At 67.4% G+C, this 19,656-nt stretch carries 18 protein-coding genes; 7 read left to right on the top strand and 11 right to left on the bottom strand.

Annotation, left to right across the window (positions count from 1 at the left end; all coding sequences use genetic code 11):
- Positions 1–282: 282 nt before the first annotated feature.
- Positions 283–1,155 (bottom strand): DMT family transporter, encoded by an 873-nt coding sequence (locus AC5P7X_RS02990; protein ID WP_065177444.1) that lies wholly within the window; start codon positions 1,153–1,155, stop codon positions 283–285.
- A 115-nt stretch (positions 1,156–1,270) separates the two neighbouring features.
- Between AC5P7X_RS02990 and AC5P7X_RS02985 the strand changes: the two genes are divergently transcribed.
- Entirely contained in the window at positions 1,271–2,215 is a 945-nt protein-coding gene (locus tag AC5P7X_RS02985) for a LysR substrate-binding domain-containing protein (RefSeq protein WP_005415832.1), read from the top strand.
- Between the two features lie 68 nt (positions 2,216–2,283).
- Positions 2,284–2,577, top strand: coding sequence for a hypothetical protein (locus AC5P7X_RS02980; protein ID WP_005415831.1), 294 nt, complete (start codon positions 2,284–2,286; stop codon positions 2,575–2,577).
- A gap of 31 nt (positions 2,578–2,608) precedes the next feature.
- On the opposite strand, the gene AC5P7X_RS02975 is transcribed toward AC5P7X_RS02980, so the two are convergent.
- Positions 2,609–3,424 (bottom strand): DUF4349 domain-containing protein, encoded by an 816-nt coding sequence (locus AC5P7X_RS02975; RefSeq protein ID WP_329841652.1) that lies wholly within the window; start codon positions 3,422–3,424, stop codon positions 2,609–2,611.
- A complete protein-coding gene (locus AC5P7X_RS02970; RefSeq protein WP_053497067.1) occupies positions 3,421–3,777 on the bottom strand; it encodes a GFA family protein in 357 nt (118 codons plus the stop codon). Before AC5P7X_RS02970 ends, AC5P7X_RS02975 begins: the two co-directional genes overlap by 4 nt.
- A gap of 112 nt (positions 3,778–3,889) precedes the next feature.
- Between AC5P7X_RS02970 and AC5P7X_RS02965 the strand changes: the two genes are divergently transcribed.
- Positions 3,890–5,698 (top strand): DUF885 domain-containing protein, encoded by a 1,809-nt coding sequence (locus tag AC5P7X_RS02965; protein WP_329841650.1) that lies wholly within the window; start codon positions 3,890–3,892, stop codon positions 5,696–5,698.
- A gap of 144 nt (positions 5,699–5,842) precedes the next feature.
- On the top strand, positions 5,843–6,844 hold the full coding sequence (locus AC5P7X_RS02960) for a polysaccharide lyase (protein WP_329841649.1): 1,002 nt from the start codon (positions 5,843–5,845) through the stop codon (positions 6,842–6,844).
- Positions 6,845–6,850: 6 nt separating this feature from the next.
- On the opposite strand, the gene agp is transcribed toward AC5P7X_RS02960, so the two are convergent.
- The 3 genes from agp to AC5P7X_RS02945 all read right to left on the bottom strand — a co-directional run bounded on the left by agp (position 6,851) and on the right by AC5P7X_RS02945 (position 11,707).
- On the bottom strand, positions 6,851–8,074 hold the full coding sequence (gene agp, locus AC5P7X_RS02955) for a bifunctional glucose-1-phosphatase/inositol phosphatase (RefSeq protein ID WP_346607887.1): 1,224 nt from the start codon (positions 8,072–8,074) through the stop codon (positions 6,851–6,853).
- Between the two features lie 68 nt (positions 8,075–8,142).
- A complete protein-coding gene (smrA, locus tag AC5P7X_RS02950; RefSeq protein WP_495214403.1) occupies positions 8,143–9,975 on the bottom strand; it encodes a multidrug efflux ABC transporter SmrA in 1,833 nt (610 codons plus the stop codon).
- A 172-nt stretch (positions 9,976–10,147) separates the two neighbouring features.
- Complete coding sequence (locus AC5P7X_RS02945) at positions 10,148–11,707, bottom strand: serine hydrolase (protein ID WP_346607885.1); 1,560 nt, start codon at positions 11,705–11,707, stop codon at positions 10,148–10,150.
- Between the two features lie 110 nt (positions 11,708–11,817).
- Here AC5P7X_RS02945 and AC5P7X_RS02940 point away from each other — a divergent pair, with 110 nt between their 5' ends.
- The gene (locus tag AC5P7X_RS02940; protein WP_070488872.1) at positions 11,818–12,261 is read left to right on the top strand and encodes a VOC family protein; all 444 of its coding nucleotides are present in this window, start codon (positions 11,818–11,820) and stop codon (positions 12,259–12,261) included.
- Between the two features lie 20 nt (positions 12,262–12,281).
- A complete protein-coding gene (locus AC5P7X_RS02935; protein WP_346607888.1) occupies positions 12,282–13,136 on the top strand; it encodes a DUF72 domain-containing protein in 855 nt (284 codons plus the stop codon).
- Here the strand turns inward: AC5P7X_RS02935 and AC5P7X_RS02930 are convergent.
- Complete coding sequence (locus AC5P7X_RS02930) at positions 13,057–13,671, bottom strand: Pr6Pr family membrane protein (RefSeq protein ID WP_070488875.1); 615 nt, start codon at positions 13,669–13,671, stop codon at positions 13,057–13,059. The genes AC5P7X_RS02935 and AC5P7X_RS02930 overlap by 80 nt on opposite strands.
- A gap of 79 nt (positions 13,672–13,750) precedes the next feature.
- Here AC5P7X_RS02930 and AC5P7X_RS02925 point away from each other — a divergent pair, with 79 nt between their 5' ends.
- The gene (locus tag AC5P7X_RS02925; RefSeq protein ID WP_012479593.1) at positions 13,751–14,698 is read left to right on the top strand and encodes a DMT family transporter; all 948 of its coding nucleotides are present in this window, start codon (positions 13,751–13,753) and stop codon (positions 14,696–14,698) included.
- 30 nt (positions 14,699–14,728) lie between these two features.
- Here the strand turns inward: AC5P7X_RS02925 and AC5P7X_RS02920 are convergent, their stop codons facing one another.
- From AC5P7X_RS02920 to AC5P7X_RS02905, 4 genes are all read right to left on the bottom strand, one after another.
- Positions 14,729–15,889 (bottom strand): AAA family ATPase, encoded by a 1,161-nt coding sequence (locus AC5P7X_RS02920; RefSeq protein WP_346607884.1) that lies wholly within the window; start codon positions 15,887–15,889, stop codon positions 14,729–14,731.
- 117 nt (positions 15,890–16,006) lie between these two features.
- The gene (locus AC5P7X_RS02915; RefSeq protein WP_053497048.1) at positions 16,007–17,077 is read right to left on the bottom strand and encodes a sensor domain-containing diguanylate cyclase; all 1,071 of its coding nucleotides are present in this window, start codon (positions 17,075–17,077) and stop codon (positions 16,007–16,009) included.
- A gap of 133 nt (positions 17,078–17,210) precedes the next feature.
- Positions 17,211–17,933: a pseudouridine synthase gene (locus AC5P7X_RS02910; RefSeq protein ID WP_053497046.1), complete on the bottom strand. Its 723-nt coding sequence runs from the start codon at positions 17,931–17,933 to the stop codon at positions 17,211–17,213.
- Between the two features lie 34 nt (positions 17,934–17,967).
- Complete coding sequence (locus tag AC5P7X_RS02905; protein ID WP_329841642.1) at positions 17,968–19,632, bottom strand: sensor domain-containing diguanylate cyclase; 1,665 nt, start codon at positions 19,630–19,632, stop codon at positions 17,968–17,970.
- Between the last annotated feature and the right edge of the window lie 24 nt (positions 19,633–19,656).

Here is a 19,656-nt window from a genome sequence, read left to right as displayed (position 1 = left end):
TCCACGCCATGCGTGGATGCTCTTGCTGTTGATCTTGACCTTCCAGTCCGCCTTGAGCGAGCCGAGCACCGCAGGTCCGGCGAGGGCGAAGAGGCGCGGGTGTTTGAGCGCAGCGAGTTCCCGCGCCGTCCCTCGACGGGCCGAGGAGCGCAGGGTACCGGTGCGCAGCACCGGCTCGCGGCCGGCGGAACGTTTCTTTTGGTTACTTTTCTTTGCGTACAAAGAAAAGTAACGCCCATGAACAGTGAAGCTCCTTCAGCACGTGCCACGTGCAAAAACGTCTCAGCCCTTCTGACTCACCGCCACGCTACCCAGAATCAACGCACCGGCAATCAGCATCTGCAGCGTCACCGGCTCATCCAGGAACAACCACGCAAACGCCGCACCGAACAACGGAATCAGGTAGGTCACCGTCGACGCCCGCGACGGGCCGATACGACCGATCAGGCGATAGAACATCAGGAACGCCAGCCCGGTACAGGCCACGCCCAATGCGATCGCCGCGCCCCAGGCCTTCAACGGAATCGCCGCCTGCGGCCAGTGGCTGACCGCCATCGGCAGCATCCACAGCGAGGCGCACGACAGCGTTGCCGCCGCGGCGGCGGCCGACGGCAACCCGGTCATGTGCCGCTTCACCAGGTTCACGCCCAGGCCGTACAGCAGCGATGCCGCCGCACCGGCCAGCACTGCGGTGCCGATGCTCAGGCCGGAGACCTTGGCCGTGGCCAGCACCACCACGCCGGCGAAGCCGACCAGCAGCGCCCCGGCACGACGCATGCCGATCTTCTCGCCGAAGAACAGGAACGCGATCAGCGCGGCGAACAGCACCGTCATCGCATTGCAGATCGCACCGATCGCGGCCGGCGCCTGCTCGGCGGCGTAGGCAAACAGCACGAACGGCAGCGCTGAGTTGATCAGGCCGATCGGTGCCAACCACAGCCAGCGGCGCGGCGGGAACTGCGCGCGGGCGCGCCACAGGAACGGCAGCAGCACCAGCGCCCCCAGCACCAGCCGTACCTCGACCAGCGCGAATGGGCCGAACGACGGCACCGCCACCCGCATGAACAGGAACGAGCAGCCCCAGATGGCGCCCAGCAGGGTCAATTCCAGCGGCGTGCGCCAGTCGCGCTCGGCCGCCTGTGGGATCGCATTCATGTCCTGCCTCCGTCCATCGTCTATTCCTCGCCAAGGCAGACAGGATCAGGCGCAGACGCCCGCCGCACAAGCGCGTAGTATCGCTGTCAGCCACAAATATGGCTTGAGGCTCGACATGCTGCTCCGTCCTTCCCTGCTCCCCGCACTGGCCGTGTTCGCGGTCGCCGCACGCCACCAGAATTTCGCCCAGGCCGCGCAGGAGCTGCACCTGACCGCCAGCGCGGTCAGTCACCACGTGCGCCGCCTGGAAGAAGTACTTGAAGTTCGCCTGTTCCTGCGCCACGCCCGCGGCGTGCGCCTGACCGCCGAGGGCCGGCAGCTGGCCGACGCCGCCAGCGCCGCCTTCACCGATGTCGCGGCGGTGGCCCATCACCTGCAACCGGATGCCGACAGCGTGCCGCTGCGGATCACCACGCTGCGCTCGCTCTCGTACTGCTGGCTGCTGCCGCGACTGCCACGCTTCACCCAGGCCTATCCACACATCCGCATCGAGCTGCACACCGGCAGCGGGCTGGATCGCTACGACGACAACGGACCGGAAGTCGGCATCCGCTACGGGCTGGGCCAATGGCCGGGCCTGCGTGCGCAGCACCTGATGGATGACTATCTGTTCCCGGTGGCCTCACCGGCACTGGCCGGGGTCGAAACGCTGGTCGATCCGGCGCGTATCGCCGAGCTGCCGCTGCTGACCGACCTGTCGCCGCAGGGCTGGCGCGACTGGTTCCGCCACGCCGGCGCGCGCCCGCCGTCGCCGATGCCGCCGATGCACACCTTCGCCGACAGCACCGACGCGATGCGTGCAGCGGTGTATGGCATGGGCGCGGTGCTGGCGCGCACCCACATCGCCCAGCCCTACCTGCAGCGCTACGAGGTGGTACGCCTGCCCGGCCCGGCATTGAAGGCGCGCTATGCCTATCACGTGGTGCACGCAGAAGGGCAACCGCCGAGCCCGGCCGCGCGCCTGTTCATCGACTGGTTGCTGGAACAGGCGCAGGACGAGCGCACGCCGATCCCGGCATTGCCGGACAGCCTGCTCGGGCGGCCGGCAACGCACGCCTGACTGCGCCCTCACCCGTTCTTTGCCTCACGCTGGCTAGGCTGCTGGCGAACCCACAACGTACCTATGCCATGGCCATGCTGCGACTGCGCATCACCGGAACCGAAGACGACGCCCGCGCCATCAGCGACCTGCTGCTCGGCCTGGACGGCATCGAACATGTTGAAGAAACCGACGACCTGATGCCGCACATGGACGACGACGATTCCAGTTCGGCCGGGCTGTCCGATGACATCGGTCCGGGCATCCACGAACTGGAAGTGGAAGTCGGCAATGAAAGCACCGCGCAGAAGGTGCGCGATGCGGTGCAGGAACTGGCGCTGGAGCTCGATGTGTTCGTCGAGTACGAGACCGACGAGGGCTGATGCCGGCTGACGGCCGGCATCGGCCTTCACCTCAGGGGTTGGGCGGTAGCTTGCGACGGCGGCGACGCCACCATGCCCGCACACCCCAGGCCCCGATCAAGGCCAGCACCGCCACCGGCAGCAGCGCGGCAGCAGCGCGGATCAGGAACGCAATGCTGGTGCTGAGGATGCTGCCCGACTCGCTCAGCGCCTCGCCGATCTCGCTGCGGCTGCGCTGGCCAGAGGTGGTGTCGAAGTGGATCGCCACCAGCTGGGTATCGATGCGCCGACGCTGCTGCGCGGCGTCCTTGTTGGCCTGCTCGACACCCGCCTCGATCTCCGACAGGCGCGTGGTGATCGCCATCAGGTCTTCGACCTTCAGGTCCTTGCGGTCCTGGTAGGACAGCAGGCGGGCGTGCTCCTTTTCAAGCCGCGCCTTGGTCAATGCCGTGTCGGCCACCGCCTGCGCGAGATCCTCGGCGCGCGTATTGCGGGACTGCAGCTTGCCGCCTTCACCAGCCATCGTGATCAGCGGCTCGGTGCCCTTCGGGGCGATGCGCACCTTCACTTCACCGCTGGGCTGCTCGCCGCCGTGCTGCTCGACCTGCAACACTGCACAGTCACCGAACTTCGCGCTCTGGCAGGCCTGAGCGATCTGCTGGATGCGCGGTGCGATCTGCGCCGCTTCCAGCTGCACCTGCACGTCATGTTCGTAGGCCAGGAAGGCGCCTTCCGGCGAAGCGATGGCCGCCTCCGCGGCCGTGGCGCCCGCATCCCCCACCATGTCGCCCTGCTTGGCGCAGGCGCCCAGCGCCAGCAGCAGTACCGGCAGTGCCGCCCTGCGCGTCCACGCTCGCACCGGCCTCACAGTGCCGCTCCGTCGTAGGAGGTCACCGAAAGGCCAGCCAGATCCACCTGCGGCACGCAGCGCACGTTCACCGCCACCATCGGTGTGCCGGTGCGAGGGTCGACCGCTTCGCTGTAGGGAGCGATACCACACTGGCGGCAGTGGTGGTGGTCGATGTGGGCCTTGTTGAAGTGGTAGGTGGCCACGTCAGCCGGATCGGTGGCCAGCTGGAACGCCGCACGCGGGGCGAACCACAGCAGGCTGCCGCGACGCCGGCACATCGAACAGTTGCAGTCGATGACGTCGCTGATCGGCGCCTCGGCCTGTACGGTGAATGCGATCCTGCCGCAATGACAGCTTCCTTGGTATTCCATGTCCTGCGCTCCTTTGGAGGGTCCTTGAATCCGCCCATGGTAATCCTATGGCACGGGGACAAAGCAGCGACGGGGCCCTATGCTCAGGGTTTGACCCCGTACAGGAATGCCGATGCGCCCGCATCTTCTTGCCCTCGCCCTGGTCGCCGCGCTGGCCGGTTGCCAGCCGGCCGACGCCCCGACCAATGCTTCCACCCCGGCCGCCAGCCAGCAGGCCGGTGACGCGGCGGTCGACGCCGCCTTCGCCGATCTGTCCAAGCGCGCGCTGGACACCTGGATGCAGCTGTCGCCAGTCAGCGCCACCCAGATCGGTGACCACCGCTACGACAGCGAGCTGGACGACCTGAGTGCCGCCGGCCAGCAGAAGACCGTGGCCGCCTACAAGGCGCTGCTGGGCGAGCTGGACAAGATCGAGGTGGCCAAGCTGGGCCGTGAGAACCAGGTGGACGCAGCGATCCTGCGCAACCAGCTGCAGTCGGAAATCTGGAACGCCGAAGTGCTGCAGTCCGGCAAGTGGGACCCGCAGCTGTACAACGGCATCGCCGGCAGCGCGATCTACGGCCTGATGGCGCGCGAGTTCGCACCGCTGCCGGAGCGCCTGAAGGCGGCCACCGCGCGCATGGAGAAGCTGCCGGCGATCTTCGCCCAGGCCCGCGAGAACCTGGACCCGGCCCGCGTGCCGAAGATCCACGCCGAGACCGTTGCCAAGCAGAACAAGGGCATCCTCAGCATCGTCGATACCTTCATCACCCCGCACATCGGCGAACTGCCGCAGGCCGACCAGCAGCGTCTGCAAGCGGCCATCGACGGCCTGAAGAAGGCCGTGGACGAGCAGCAGACCTGGCTGGACAAGACCCTGGTACCAAACGCCAAGGGCGACTTCCGCATCGGTGCGGAGAAATACGACCAGAAGCTGAAATTCGCGCTGAGCTCCTCGCTGTCGCGCCAGGAGATCGGTGAGCGTGCGCGCGCCGAACTCAAGCGCGTGCGCGAGGACATGTACGGCATCGCGCAGACCGTGCTGAAGGACAAGCCGGGTGCACCTGAGATGCCGGCCCAGCCGACCGACGAGCAGCAGCAGAAGGCGATCGAGGCCGCGCTGGAACTGGCCTACGCCGACAAGCCGGCACGCGACAAGGTGGTTGACGATGCCAAGGCCGCGCTGGAGCAGTCCACCGCGTTCGTGCGCGAGCACGATCTGATGACGCTGCCCGATGCGCCGGTGGACATCATCCTGATGCCGGAATTCCAGCGTGGCGTGGCCGTGGCCTACTGCGATTCGCCGGGCCCGCTGGACAAGAACCTGAAGACCTTCTACGCCGTGTCGCCGATTCCGAACGACTGGAACGAGAAGCAGGTCGACTCGTTCCTGCGTGAGTACAACTCGCGCATGATCCACCTGCTCAGCATCCATGAAGGTACTCCGGGCCATTACCTGGAAGGCTGGCACTCGGCCAAGTTCCCCTCGACCCTGCGTGCGGTGCTGCGTTCGGGCCTGTTCGCCGAAGGCTGGGCGGTCTACACCGAGCGCATGATGCAGGAGCAGGGTTACCTCAACAACGATCCGCTGTTCCACCTGGTGCAGCTGAAGTTCTACCTGCGCACCATCTCCAACGCGATCCTCGACCAGGGCGTGCACGTGGACAACTGGGATCGCGAAAAGGCGATGCACCTGATGACCCACGATGCGTTCCAGCAGGAGAGCGAGGCAGCGGGCAAGTGGGTGCGCGCACAGCTGACGTCGGCACAGCTGCCGACCTACTTCGTCGGTGCGCAGGAACACTTCGACACCCGCAAGGCAGTGCAGGAAAAGCTGGGCGACAAGTTCAACCTGAAGGCGTACCACGACCAGGTGCTGTCCTACGGCGCACCGCCGGTGCGTTTCGCCCGCCAGCTGATGCTGGACCAGCCGATCGAGTGATCGCGCAGGTGTGAGTTGAACGAGAGCGGCCCGGGCAAACCCGGGCCGTTCCGTTTGCACAGGATCGCCACGCCATCGCCGCATCACATGCCGGCAACGGAGCCAGGCGCATCGTTCGCCGGGTTCCCCCTTCCACCGGCATCCATGTCTCTCCCTCTGCTCCGCCTTGCACTGCTGCCCGCACTGCTGGCCAGCGCCTGTGCCTTTGCTGCGTGCCCTGCGCCACCCGCTGGCCAGCCCGACATCCGTGCCCTGGGCTACTACACCGACAAGGCCGGCTCGGTGATCGACCCGGCACTGCACCAGCAGAACAAGGATGCCACCGCGCCGCTGGACCGCTATGCCGCCGACGTGGCGCGCATGAGCGACGACTATCTGCGCAGCGGTGACCCGGCAGCGGCGCAGTGCACGTTGAACTGGCTGGGTGCGTGGGCCGACGAGGGCGCCATGCTCGGGCAGATGATCCGGGTCAACAACGATCAGTCGTTCTACATGCGGCAGTGGATGCTCGATGCGGTGGCCATGGCCTACCTGAAAGTGCATGACCAGGCCGACCCGCAGCAGCGCGCGCGCATCGATCCGTGGCTGCAGCAGCTGGCAAGGGCCAACCTGGCCTACTGGGACAACCCGAAACGGCGCCGTAACAATCACTACTACTGGGGCGGCCTGGGCGTGCTGGCCACCGGCCTGGTCACCGATGACCAGACCCTGTGGCAGGCTGGTCATGCAGCCTTCCAGAAGGGCATCGATGACATCCAGGACGATGGCAGCCTGCCGCTGGAAATGGCGCGCGGGCAACGTGCCCTGCACTACCACGACTACGCGCTGACGCCGCTGGTGATGATGGCGGAGCTGGCGCGGCTGCGCGGTCAGGACTGGTACGCCAGACGCGATCACGCCATCGACCGCCTGGCGCGTCGCGTCATCGAAGGCAGCAAGGACCCAGCGTGGTTCAACCAGCAGACCGGTGTTGCACAACTGCCCCTGCAGGCCAGCGGATGGGTCGAGTTCTACCGGTTGCGCTCACCCGATGGCGGCCTGTTCGATGCCGCGCATGCACGCGGACCGTTCCATTCGCCGCGGTTGGGCGGTGACCTTACCCTGATGGCCACGCACGGCATCGTGCGCACGCCCCTGCGCTGGTGACGCGCCTCAGCGGGCTGCCGGTTGCAGCAGACGCTGGAATTCCGCGATGGTGCAGCCCTGCGCCGCGCAGCCCGGCACCCGCAACGCGACATGGCCCGGCGGCTGCGCCTCGGTCAGCGGCTGTGCGCCACGCAGCTGTGCGGTGGTCGGGTAGACGTAGGCCAGGCGAAACCGCTCGCCACCCGTCTGGCGGTCACGCCAGCGCTCGAACTGCAGCAGGCCACCGATCGGCGTCTTCTCGTACTGGCCCGGCAACGTGTAGTCGGTGATGCCCAGCGCCGCCAGCACGGAACCGATGTTGGAGTCATGGCCGACCAGCAGGGTCACCTTCGGTGACGCCGGATCAGCGAACAACGCATTGACGTGGGTCAGTAGCGGTCCGGCGACATCCTGCGCCACCTCGGCGGTGCCGAACAGGATGTCCTGGTAGAGGTTGCGGATCTGCGCCAGCGCCTGCCATTGGGCCCGGGTGTTCAATCTCCCCCAACCGTCGCGGCGCATGCCACTGCCCTGGTAATGCTCCATCAACAGGGCATCAACCAGCCCGCTGGCCAGTGCCAGTGAACCGGAGGCGCGAGGCTCCTTGCCCGGCTCCGCACTGAAAGAGGTATCGGCCGGCACCAGATGACAGTCGCTGCGCCCCGCACAGGCCGCCGACTGCGGGTAACGGGTGATTTCCTCCACCACGGAAAGTGCCGGGGCCAGATCCGCTGCCGCCAGCGCGTTCTGCATTGCCGCCAGCGCGCGGGCGCGGAAGTCCGCATCGTCACGGTGGATCACCGGATTGAACAACGGATCCATCGTGCCCAGCGCCCTGCGCTGCTCGACCTCCACATGACAACCCGGGAACGCGCCGGCAACGAAGAACTGCGCGGTCGCCTGGGTGCGCTGCAGGCTGTTGGCATGGGCGTGAAAGTCGGCCCGCTGCGGGCAACCCGACCCCGGCAGCAGCTGCGCCTGGCGCAGCCACTGGCCGATGTAGCGGCCCATGTAGACCTCCAGCACGCCGCCCTTGGTGGTCAGCTCGCCGGGGCTTACGTCCCAGGGTGTCCAGTGCTCTGGCGTGGCATGGGCCAGGGCGCCCGACGCGACCACCGGCGCGCGCAGGTTGTGGCGGCTGAGCAGGATGACCTGCTGCAGTTGCTCGTCGGCAACGGGTGCGGCCATCGCGGTCGCAGTGCTCACGGCCAGCGCGATCAGCAGAAACAGGGAGCATAGGGCGCGGATCATGCAGGTCTCCAGAAGCACGCCGGGGTCGGAGCCTTTTCCGAAGGAAAGGGCTCCGACCCCGGAAGTACTCATTGATCGGCCGCCACGAAACCACCGGTCTGCCGCGCCCACAGGCGCGCGTACAGGCCACCGGCCGCAATCAGTTCGGCATGGCTGCCGGTCTCGACGATGCGGCCCTGGTCCATCACCACCAGCCGGTCCATGCGCGCGATGGTCGAGAGCCGGTGCGCGATCGCGATCACCGTCTTGCCGCCCATCAGCTCATCCAGGCTGTCCTGGATCGCCGCTTCCACTTCCGAGTCCAGCGCCGAGGTCGCTTCGTCCAGCACCAGGATCGGCGCGTCCTTCAGCAGCACGCGGGCAATGGCGATGCGCTGGCGCTGGCCACCGGACAGCTTCACCCCGCGCTCGCCGACATGCGCGTCGTAGCCACGACGCCCCTGCCCGTCCACCAGCGTATCGATGAAGGCTTCGGCACGCGCCTTGGCTACGGCAGCACGCAGCTGCTCCTCGGTCGCATCGGGGCGGCCATACAGCAGGTTGTCGCGGATCGAGCGATGCAGCAGCGAGGTGTCCTGGGTGACCACGCCGATCTGCTGGCGCAGGCTTTCCTGGGTGACGTAGGCGATGTCCTGGCCGTCGATCAGGATGCGGCCGCTTTCCAGGTCGTACAGGCGCAGCAGCACGTTCACCAGGGTCGACTTGCCGGCGCCGGACGGACCGACCAGGCCGATCTTCTCGCCCGGCTTCACCACCAGGTCCAGGCCGGCGATCACGCCGCCCTTCTTGCCGTAATGGAAGTGGATGTCCTGGAAGTGCACGCCACCACGGGTCACCTGCAGCGGCGCCGCGTCCCCGCGGTCCTGCACGGTCAGCGGCTGGGCGATGGTGGTGATGCCATCCTGCACCGTGCCGATGTCCTCGAAGATGCCGTTGATGGTCCACATGATCCAGCCGGACATGTTGTGGATGCGGATCACCAGGCCGGTCGCCAGCGTGATCGCGCCCACGGTGATATGGCCGCCATTCCACAGCCACAGCGCGAGCCCACAGGTGCCGGCAATCAGGAAACCGTTGACGATGGCGATGGTCAGGTCCATGCCGGTGGTTACCCGGGTCTGCGCGCGGTGCTTGACCGCCAGTTCCTGGATCGACTCGGCCACGTAGGCCTGTTCGCGCCCGCCATGGGCGAACAGTTTCAGCGTGGGAATGTTGGTGTAGCCATCGACGATGCGGCCCATCGCCTTGGAGCGCGCTTCGGACGCAATCCAGGCCCGTTCCTTCGCGCGCGGCACGAAGTAGACCATGATCACCGCGTAGGCCAGCAGCCACAGGACCAGCGGCACCATCAACCGCCAGTCCGCCTGCGCGAACAGGTACAGCGCCGTGCCGGTATAGACCACGATGTACCAGAGCGAATCGACCATCTGTACCGCCGACTCGCGCAGCGAGGTACCGGTCTGCATCACCCGGTTGGCGACGCTGCCGGCGAAGTCGTTCTGGAAGAAGCTCAGGCTCTGCCGCACCACGTAGTTGTGCATCAGCCAGCGCGAGCGGTTGCTCAGGCCGGGCACGATCGCCTGGTTGACCAGCAGGTTGTGCAGGCCCACCAGGATCGGCCGCGCGATGACCGTGATGAACAGCATCCAGCCCAGTTCATTGGCATGGCGCTTGAAGAAATCGGCACCGGGCTGCTCGGCGACCATGTCGACGATGCGGCCCAGGTAGTCGAACATGGCCACTTCCACCAGCGCCAGCAGCAGGCCGGCAATCAGGGTCGCCAGCAGCACCGGCCAGATCGGGCGCAGGTAGTGCAGGTAGAACGGCAGCACCTTGCGCGGTGGCATGCGCCCATCCACGGGCGGGAAAACCGGGATCAGGGATTCAAACCAACGGAACATCGCATTCCCTCGCCATCAATAGCCGGCGGAGTATCCCACGCCGGATGTGTACGCCGGCCGACGATGCCCCGGTTCTGGTAGCGCCGGGCCATGCCCGGCGATTCCCCCTGCAACCGCGCTGCGCGCTCGCCGGGCATGGCCCGGCGCTACCGATCATGTGGGCCGCATCGGGTTACGTTGCCGGGGTGAACAGCAGGTCCTGGAAATCGAAACTGAAATCGGTCAGGTCGGAAATCGGCTGCATGCGCACCTCGCGCACCTTGCCATCCGGGTCCAGGCTGAAGTTCACGAACGCATCGGCGTTGAGCGAACGGTCGTCCCAACGCACGATGAAGGTGTCGTGCTGCCAGTGCTCCAGGCGCCCGCTCAGCTGCGCGGTCTTCGCAAAGCGCAGGCGCAGGCCCTTGCCTTCGACGCTGATCTGCATGTCGCCATACCAGCGGTCACGGAAGCTGCCGGCGTAGCCGGCCAGCGCCAGCGATCGCCTGCTGCCCTTGTCGCGTGCGCTCTGGTGCTTGGCCCAGGCCTCGTCGGCCTTGTCCTGGCCCTTGGCCACGGCCTTGGCATAGGCGTCCACCCAATCGTGCTTTTCTCCGCTCAGGTAAGCGTCAAGCACGCTCAGGGTGATCGCATTGAACGCCGCGCCCACTTCCTGGTTGGTCAGCACCACCACGCCCAGCTTCTCGCCGGGCACCAGGGTCAACCGCGAGACCATGCCCGGCCAGCCACCGGTGTGCCAGACCAGCTTCTGCCCGCGATAGTCGCTCAGGCTCCAGCCTTCGCCATAGCCGGCGAAGTTGGCCCGCGCCGGTGCCAGCTCCGGCACGCTCGGCGCCGGGATCGACTGCGGGGTGATCATCCGCCACATCTGCTGCTGGCTCTTTTCACTGAACAGCACCGTGCCATCGGCGAGCTTGCCTCCGGCCAGCTGCACCTGCATCCAGCGCGCCATGTCGTGCGCGCTGGAATAGATGCCACCGGCGCCGGCATTGTTCGACCAGGTCAGCGGTGCAACGGTGCGCAGGTCCTTGAAATCGTACTTGGCGTGGCCGACCGCCGCCTTGTCACCTGGCTTCAGGTGGTCAGCGTTGTAGCGCGTGCCGGCCATCCCCACCTTGTCGAAGATGCGCGTCTGCAGGAACTGCTGGTAGCTCATGCCGGACACGCGCTCGATCACCTGTTGGGCGACCGCGTACAGGATGTTGTCGTAGGCATAGCTCTCGCGGAAGCCGCCCTTCAGCGGCACCCTGCCCAGTCGCTCCACCACTTCGGCGTTGCTGTAGGAGGTGGCCGGCCAGAACAGCAGGTCACCGGCGCCCAGGCTCAGCCCGCTGCGATGCGACAGCAGGTCGCGGATCGTCATCTGCCCGGTCACGAACGGATCGGACATGCGGAACGACGGCAGGTGATCGATCACCTTGTCATCCATCTTCAGCTTGCCGTCCTCGGCCAGCAGGTTCAGCGAGGTGGCGGTGAACGCCTTGGTATTGGAAGCGATGGCAAACAGGGTGTCGGCCTGCACCGGTTCCGGCTTGCCCTGCTCGCGCACGCCCCAGCCACGTTCGAGCACCACCTGGCCATCCTTGACTACGGCCACGGCGATGCCGGGCACGTCGAACTGCGTGCGCACGCGCTCGACGGTCGCATCCAGGTCCTGCAGCTGCTGCGGGGTCGCCGCATTGGCCATGGTCGTGCACGCCAGCAGCACGGCTCCTCCGATCCAGGTTTTCATCCAGCACCATCTCCGAACAGGGGTAGCGGCCATGTGCAGGCCGTCACCGGGGTTTCGCAGGATGGTAACGGTCGCCGATGCACCCTGCCCCGTGCCATAGGAGGGGTGTCATGGGCGCGAATGGCCAACCAAGCAACGGCTCCACCATCATTCCGTGCCTGCGCTACCGCGACGCGCTGGCCGCCATCGACTGGCTGCAGCGGGCCTTCGGCTTCCATGCCCAGGCCGTGTATGCCGATGGCGATACGGTTTTCCATGCCCAGCTCACCTTCGGCAACGGCATGATCATGCTCGGCTCGGCCAACAACCAGAGCGCGTGGAGTGAACACGCGGTCCTGCCCGGAGAAGTCGGCGGCCGCCAGACCCAGAGCGCCTGCGTGATCGTCACCGATGTCGATGCGCACTATGCGCGGGCCAAGGCGGCTGGGGCACGCATCGTCATCGACATTGCCGACCAGGACTACGGCGGCCGCGGCTATGCCTGTGCCGATCCTGAAGGCTACCTGTGGTGGTTCGGCAGCTACGACCCCTGGCGCGAGGACCACAGCCAGTGAACGCTGCCGCCGCCGGCCAGATGGCGATCCGCTGCGGTATTGGCGGCTGGGTGTTTCCCGAGTGGCGCGGCGGCATGTTCTATCCGGTGGGACTGCCGCAGCGCGAGGAACTGGCCCATGCCAGCCGCGCCCTGCGCTGCATCGAGATCAACGGCACCTTCTACCGCACGCCGACTGCGGCCCAGTGCGCGCAGTGGGCCGCGCAGACGCCGGAAGGCTTCCGTTTCTCGATGAAGGCGCCACGCTACCTGGTGCAGCGCCGCGACCTGGCCAGCACCGTGGAAGCAGCCACGCCATTCCTGCAGGCGGCACTTGCGCTCGGTGACCGGCTCGGCCCGCTGCTGTGGCAGTTCGATCCGCACCATCCGGCCGACGCCGATGCATTGGAAGCGCTGATGGCGCAGCTGCCGAAGCAGCTCGAGGGCCTGCCGTTGCAGCACGCTCTGGAAGTGCGCAACGCCGAAGCACATGGACCGGCACTGGTCGCCGCCGCGCGCCGCCACGGCGTGGCGCTGGTGATCGAGGACAGCGACGAGGGGCCATTGCATGGCGATGTCAGTGCGGGCTTCGTCTACGCGCGGATCAAGCGCAGCCAGGCCCGCTTGAACGAGGGCCTGCCTGCACCCGTGCAGCAGCGCTGGGCTGAACGCGCGCGACGCTGGTCACGCGGCGAGCCGGTGGACGACCTGCCCTGCCTGGCCGGGTCCGCCCCGGAAACCCCGCGCGAGGTCTACCTGCTGTGCATCGGTGCCGGCAAGGCCCGCAACCCGGCCGCAGCGATGGCCCTGCAGCGCCTCATCGACGGCGCCAGCGGTCCAGCCCCCACAGCAGGGTCCACCCCACCACGAACACGCCCGCAACGCGCAGCACGTTGAGCAGGAAGGCCGCCAGCCCCAGGCGTTGCAGTTCGAGGAATGGATACGGCGCCTGTCCGGTCATTGCAGCGACCAGCATCGCCCAGCCAAGGTAGACCAGCGGTACCAGCAGCACGCCGCCCAGCGCGCGCCAGCGCAGCGCCCCATGCGGCAGCAGCCACCACCACCCCAGCAGGTACAGCGCCGGCACAGCGTAGTGCAGGCCGGCATCGACCCACCATTGCAGCCCGGTGGGCTGCCACAGCCCCTGCAACGCCAGCATGTAGATGCACGCGGTCACCCCGATGCACAACGCGATCACCGCGGCGACAGTCGTGTCCAGCACACCCGCACGGATCAGCCTGACGCATCCCAGGCACACCGCCAGGTTGCTGAGAATCGTGAAGTAACCAACGAAGCGCAGTGTCGCCATGCCGACCCCGGCAGCCGCCCCGGGGCCGCGTAGCAGCAACAGGTATTGCAGCAGCAACGCGGTGGCGGCCACCAGTGCAGTCAGTGCTGCCCATGCACGCAGGGCGGAGCGGTTGGCAGCCATTGCAGGGTTCTCCTGAGGAGTTTCTGCGAGCATGCCACAGGCGTCGCCGGCGACCGTACGATTGCCTCACAATAGGCCGATGAGCACACCCGACACCCGCAAAGCGCTGTGGCAGATCCATTTCTGTGTCCTGCTGTGGGGCGTCACCGCCATCCTCGGCAAGCTGATCACCCTGCCCGCACTGCCGCTGGTGTGGTGGCGCATGCTGCTGGTGACGGCGATGCTGGCGCTGCTGCCGCGGGTCTGGCGCGGGTTGCGCACCCTGCCCCTGCGGCTGGTGGCAGGCTACGCCGGCATCGGCGCGCTGGTCGCCCTGCACTGGCTGACGTTCTACGGCGCGGTGAAGCTGGCCAATGCCTCGGTGGCTGCCACCTGCATCGCACTGGCGCCGGTGTTCACCTCGATCATCGAGCCGTGGGTGGCCAAGCGGCCGTTCCAGCTGCGTGAGCTGGCGTTCGGCCTGGCGGTGCTGCCGGGTGTTGCGCTGGTGGTCGGTGGCGTGCCCGATGGCATGCGCCTGGGTGTGTTGATCGGCGCGATCTCGGCGCTGCTGGTGGCGGTGTTCGGTTCGCTCAACAAGCGCATGGTCAGCCATGCCGATCCGCTCACGGTCACCGCGCTGGAGCTGGGTGCCGGCACCCTCACCCTGACCCTGCTGGCGCCGCTGATGCCCTATCTGCTGCCGGCGCTGGCCAGCCCGCTGTGGGTGGTCCCGAATCTGCACGACGGCATCCTGCTGCTGGTGCTGGCCGGGTTCTGCACGCTGCTGCCGTTCGCCCTGGCCCTGGTCGCGCTGCGCCACCTGAGCGCCTACACGGTGCAGCTGGTGACCAACCTGGAGCCGGTCTATGCGGTGGTACTGGCCGTGGTGCTGCTGCGCGAGCAACACGAAGTCACCCCGTGGTTCTACCTGGGCGTGGCGATCATCGTCGGCGCGGTGTTCCTGCATCCGCTGCTGAACCGCCGCAAGCCGGTACAGCATCCGGAAATCCTCGGTACCGCCGAAGCACGCAACATCGCCGATTGAGTGCATCCATGCATGGCGTGGATGGCCGCATCACCGCTGCGGCCAATGCCAGGCCGGCGCATCCAGCAGGCCCTGCCCGCTCAACAGCGTGCGGCCCTGTTCCTTGTACAGATGCAGCGAATGGCACCCTGGCGCCTGTTCCAACGCCGCGATCAGCCGGCTGGCGTGCGACACCACCCATACCTGGCTGCGCGCACTGGCTGCGATGATGAGCCGCGCCAGCGCCGGCAGCAGGTCCGGGTGCAGGCTGGTCTCCGGTTCGTTGAGCACCATCAGCGGCGGTGGGCGTGGCGTGTGCAGCGCTGCGGCCAGCAGCAGGAAGCGCAGCGTGCCGTCGGAAAGCTCGGCCATCGACAATGGCCGCAGCAACCCGGGTTGGTGGAAGCGCAGCGCCAGGCGTCCATCCAGCTCCTCGAAACCGACCGTGGCGCCCGGGAACGCGTCGTCGACGCTGCGTGCCAACGCAACCGGGTCACCGACCTCGAGGATGGTCACCCAGGCCGCCGCCAGGTCCCGGCCATCGTGATGCAGCACCGGCGTGCGCGTGGCCATCGCCGGTTGCCGCGCCGGGGCATCGCCATCGCTGCGAAAATGGTCGTAGAAGCGCCAGCAACGGATGTACTCACGCAGGGTGATCGTTTCGGGCATGCGCTGCGGATCGCCGACCTGGGTGAACAGGCTGTCGAACAGCGACAACCGGTCATCCACCAGATCCCAACCGCGCGCATGACGCTGCCGCACCATCGCCCCGCGACGATCGACCAGCAGGTTGGCGCTGCGCAGGAACGGCCCGGCCCAGATCGCCTCCGCCTTGATCTGCGGATCCAGCGCAAACGCCGAACGGCTGGGCGGCGGATAGCCCAGGTCGATGGCATAGCCCAATTCTTCGGTAGTGAAACCCAGCGTCAGCCCCACCGACGCCTGCCGGAGCCCGCCCTGCAGCGGAATCTCGCCGGCCGCAACCCTGCGATCGATGGATTCGGGACCTGCCCACAGCGCCGAACCAAGCCCACCTTCGCGGGCCAGCACCGCCGCGACTCCGCCCTGTGCGGTCTCCGCAAGCAGGCGCAGCGCGCGGTACAGGCTGGACTTGCCACTGCCATTGTCGCCGGTCACCACATTCAACCGCTGCAGCGGCAATACCAACCCGTGCAGCGAGCGATAGTGGGCGATGGCCAGGGTCTGCAGCATGGTCGGCGTCCGGGAAGACAAAGCGTCATGCTGCCCGCTCTTGATCGCAGGCGCTGCGACGCGATGTGAATCGGGAAGAGCATCCACGCATGACATGGATCTACCGGGCGGGGTACTTCAGCCCGCCACTTCCACCCGGTTGCGGCCATTGCCCTTGGCCCGGTACAGCGCCTTGTCGGCACGTGCCAGCGTGTCGTCCACGCTTTCACCGGGCTGGTGTTGGGCGATGCCGATACTGATCGTGACCGGGAAGCCCAGTGGCAGGTCGGCCACGGCCAGGCGCAGGAACTCGCACTGAAGTTCGGCGGTGCGCAGGTCGGTTGCGGGCATCACTGCCACGAACTCCTCGCCGCCGTAGCGCGCCGCCATGCCACGGCCGGCGAAGTGCGAACGCAGCAGTGCGCCCAGTTCGGCCAGCACGCGGTCGCCGGTAGCGTGGCCCTGGAAGTCGTTGATGTGCTTGAAGTGATCGATGTCCAGCAGCGCGACGCAGGCCTCAGCGGGCTGATCCCCGGTTACCGCCACCGCCTCGTCCAGCGCCGCTGCCATCGCGCGGCGGTTCGGCAGGCCGGTCAGCGCATCGGTGCGGCTCTGCTCGGCCAGGTCGGCGTTCTGCGCCAGCAGCACGTCGTGGTACTCCGACAGCAGGCGCTCGTAATCATCGCGTTCCAGCATGTGGTTCTGGATGTCGAGCGCGAAACGGCGCAATTCCATCACCAGCATCACCTGCCGCGACAGTGCGGCCAGCGCCTCGGCCTTGTCGCTGGCCAAGTGCTGCGGCTGTGCGTCGAACACGCACAGCGTACCCAGCGGCAAGCCGTCGGAGCTGATCAGCGGCGCGCCGGCATAGAAGCGGATGTGCGGATCGCCGACCACCACCGGATTGTCGTGGAAGCGCACATCCTGCAGCGCATCCTCGACCACCATGATCTGCTGCGGCTGCAGGATGGCGTGGCCACACATCGATTCGCTGCGCAGGTTTTCCGCCGCATCGATGCCCTGGATCGACTTGAACCATTGCCGTTCGACATCGATCAGGGTCACCGCCGCCATCGAGGTGCCGCAGACCGCCTTGGCGATCACCACCAGGTCGTCGAAGGATTTTTCACGCTCCGAATCGAGGATGCGGTAGCGATACAGCGCCTCGAGCCGAAGGGCTTCGTTGGCGGGCTTGTCGGGCTTGATCATGCAACGTCACGTTCCGGCAGGTCACCGCGAAGTCTAGCGGATGCCGGTGAGCAATCCGCATGGCGGTGGTGCCGACCGTTGGCCGGCATCCCGGATACATCGCGCGCCCATTGCAGCCGGCCAGCGGCCGGCACTACCAGTCCAGCTGCTTCGGCAGCAGGCCCTGCAGCTCCTGCTCGGTCAGGTTGCGCCACTGGCCCGGCTTCAGCGCACCCATCTTGATGTTGTCGATGCGCACGCGGCGCAGCTGGGTCACGCGATAGCCGAACTCGGCGGCCATCAGGCGGATCTGCCGGTTCAGGCCCTGCTGCAGGGTGATGCGGAAACCGAACTTGGCGATGCGCGAAGTCTTGCATGGCAGCGTCATCTGGTCGTGGATGCGAACACCACGCGCCATGCCGCGCAGGAACTCATCGGTGACCGGCTTGTTCACCGCCACCAGGTATTCCTTCTGGTGGCCGTTCTCGGCCCGCAGGATCTGATTGACGATGTCGCCGTTGCTGGTCATCAGGATCAGGCCTTCGGACTCCTTGTCGAGGCGGCCGATCGGGAAGATGCGCTGTTCATGCCCGACGAAGTCGACGATGTTGCCCTTGACCGACGTCTCGGTCGTGCAGGTGACGCCGACCGGCTTGTTCAGCGCGATGTAGACGTGGCGGCGGGCGCCGGGCTTGCGGGCCACGCGCGCGCGCAGCGGCTGGCCGTCCACCAGCACCTGGTCTTCCTCGCCCACCACCGCGCCGGTGCCGGCCGGATGGCCGTTGACGGTGACCCGGCGGGCGGCGATCAGGCGATCGGCTTCGCGGCGGGAGCAGAAGCCGGTGTCGGCGATGTGTTTGTTGAGTCGGGTGGTCATCGCCCTATTATCCGGCATCGCCGCCCGCCGCGCTTCATGCCAGGCCGGGTGGATCGAGTTCTTCGCCGTCGAACACCCGGTTGCGGCCGGCACGCTTGGCCACGTACATGGCATGGTCGGCCCGGCGCAGCAGCGCGGCGAGATCGTCCTCGCCCGGCCGCCACTGCGCCAGGCCGATGCTGGCGGTGACCTCCAGGCCGGGCACCTGCAGCGCCCGGGCCGCCTCCGTGATGCGTTGGCGCAGGCGATCCAGGCGCGCCGACGCCGCCTCGCGGGGCATGCCCGGCATCAGCAGCAGGAACTCTTCGCCGCCCATCCGCACTACCTGGTCCTGGCTGCGTACCGCGGCACGCAATGCACGCGCCACCGCCACCAGCACCAGGTCACCCACGGCGTGGCCATGGCGGTCATTGATGTCCTTGAACAGGTCGATATCGAGGAAGCCGATCACCAGCGGGCCACGCTCGCGGTCAACCCGCTCCAGGTGGCGGGCCAACTGCTGCAGGCCGGCACGGCGGTTGGGCAGGCCGGTCAGGCCATCGGTCTCGGCCAGCTGGCGCAGTTCATCGCGCTGCTGGCGCAGGCGGCCCAGCCGCTGGTTCAGTGCGTAGGCGGCCATCATCAGCAGCCAGGTCACCGCCAGCTGCAGGGCCTCCACGCGGTATTCCAGCAACCACGCCGCGCGGCAGGCGTCGGCCAGGATCAACACCAGCATCGGCGCCAGCGCCGCCAGCCCCGCCTGCGCCCAGCGGTCACCGCGCAGCCGTGCCCACACCCCGGCCATCAACGCCAGGCCACAGCCCAGCAGATAGGACACCTGCAGGCCCTGCGCCACCCAGGCCAGGCTGTCCCATGGCAGCCAGGGCACCAGTGCAGCCAACACCAGCAATCCCCAAAGCGCCACCAGCTGGAACGGACGCGAACGCGGCAACAGGCGATCACCGCCATTCAGCCGCCACAGCGCCGGCAGCACCAAGGCCTGCGTGGCCGCAGTCAACACCAGCAGCCACCAGGCACCGCGCTCGCCCACCGGCAACCAGGGTTCCGGATAGCCGCTGAGGCCACCGAGGATGGCCTGCCAAAGCACCAGCACGGTGGTACCGGCGATGTAGGCCAGGAAACTGCGGTCGCGGGTGGTGAGGAAGGCCATCAGTGCCGACAACGCCAGTGCGATCGCCACGGCGATGCAGGCCGCGCGCACCAGCAGGCGGGCGGTATCGTTCTGCTGCACGGGACTGGGCGCGCCCAGCCGAAGGGTGGGTACCCAACGCGCCTTCAACGGCGTCTGCCACGACACCAGGAATGGATCGTGACTGCCCGCTGGCGGCACCGCCACCAGCCCGATGCCTGCGCGGAAGCGTGAGTCTCGGGTACGGGCATCGTGCATGTTGCCGCAGATCTCGCGATCGCCATACTGCACGCGGACTTCGCCAGCGAACACATTGAACACGTCCAGGGCCTGCGGTTGCCCCGACCAGCCGCCCGGCGGCGCAGGCACCTGCACCTGCTGCCGGTGACCGGCCAGCATGTCCGGCGTGCATGCGCGATGTGGAGTGGGTTCATCGGTGGCTGCGCCGACCAGCAGGTAATCGCGGCCGGCTTCGACGGCAGCGGCCCACAGTGGCCACGGCGTCGCCAACCACACCAGCAGCACGACCAGCACCGCCCCTGTTCCGTACTGCCACTGCCTGCCGCCCACGCCACGTCCTGTTCCTGCATACGC

Source organism: Stenotrophomonas sp. YJH_SMC_53 (assembly GCF_059369995.1).
The sequence above is the reverse complement of the archived record's forward strand: the minus strand, read 5'-3'. Positions and strand labels throughout refer to the sequence as shown.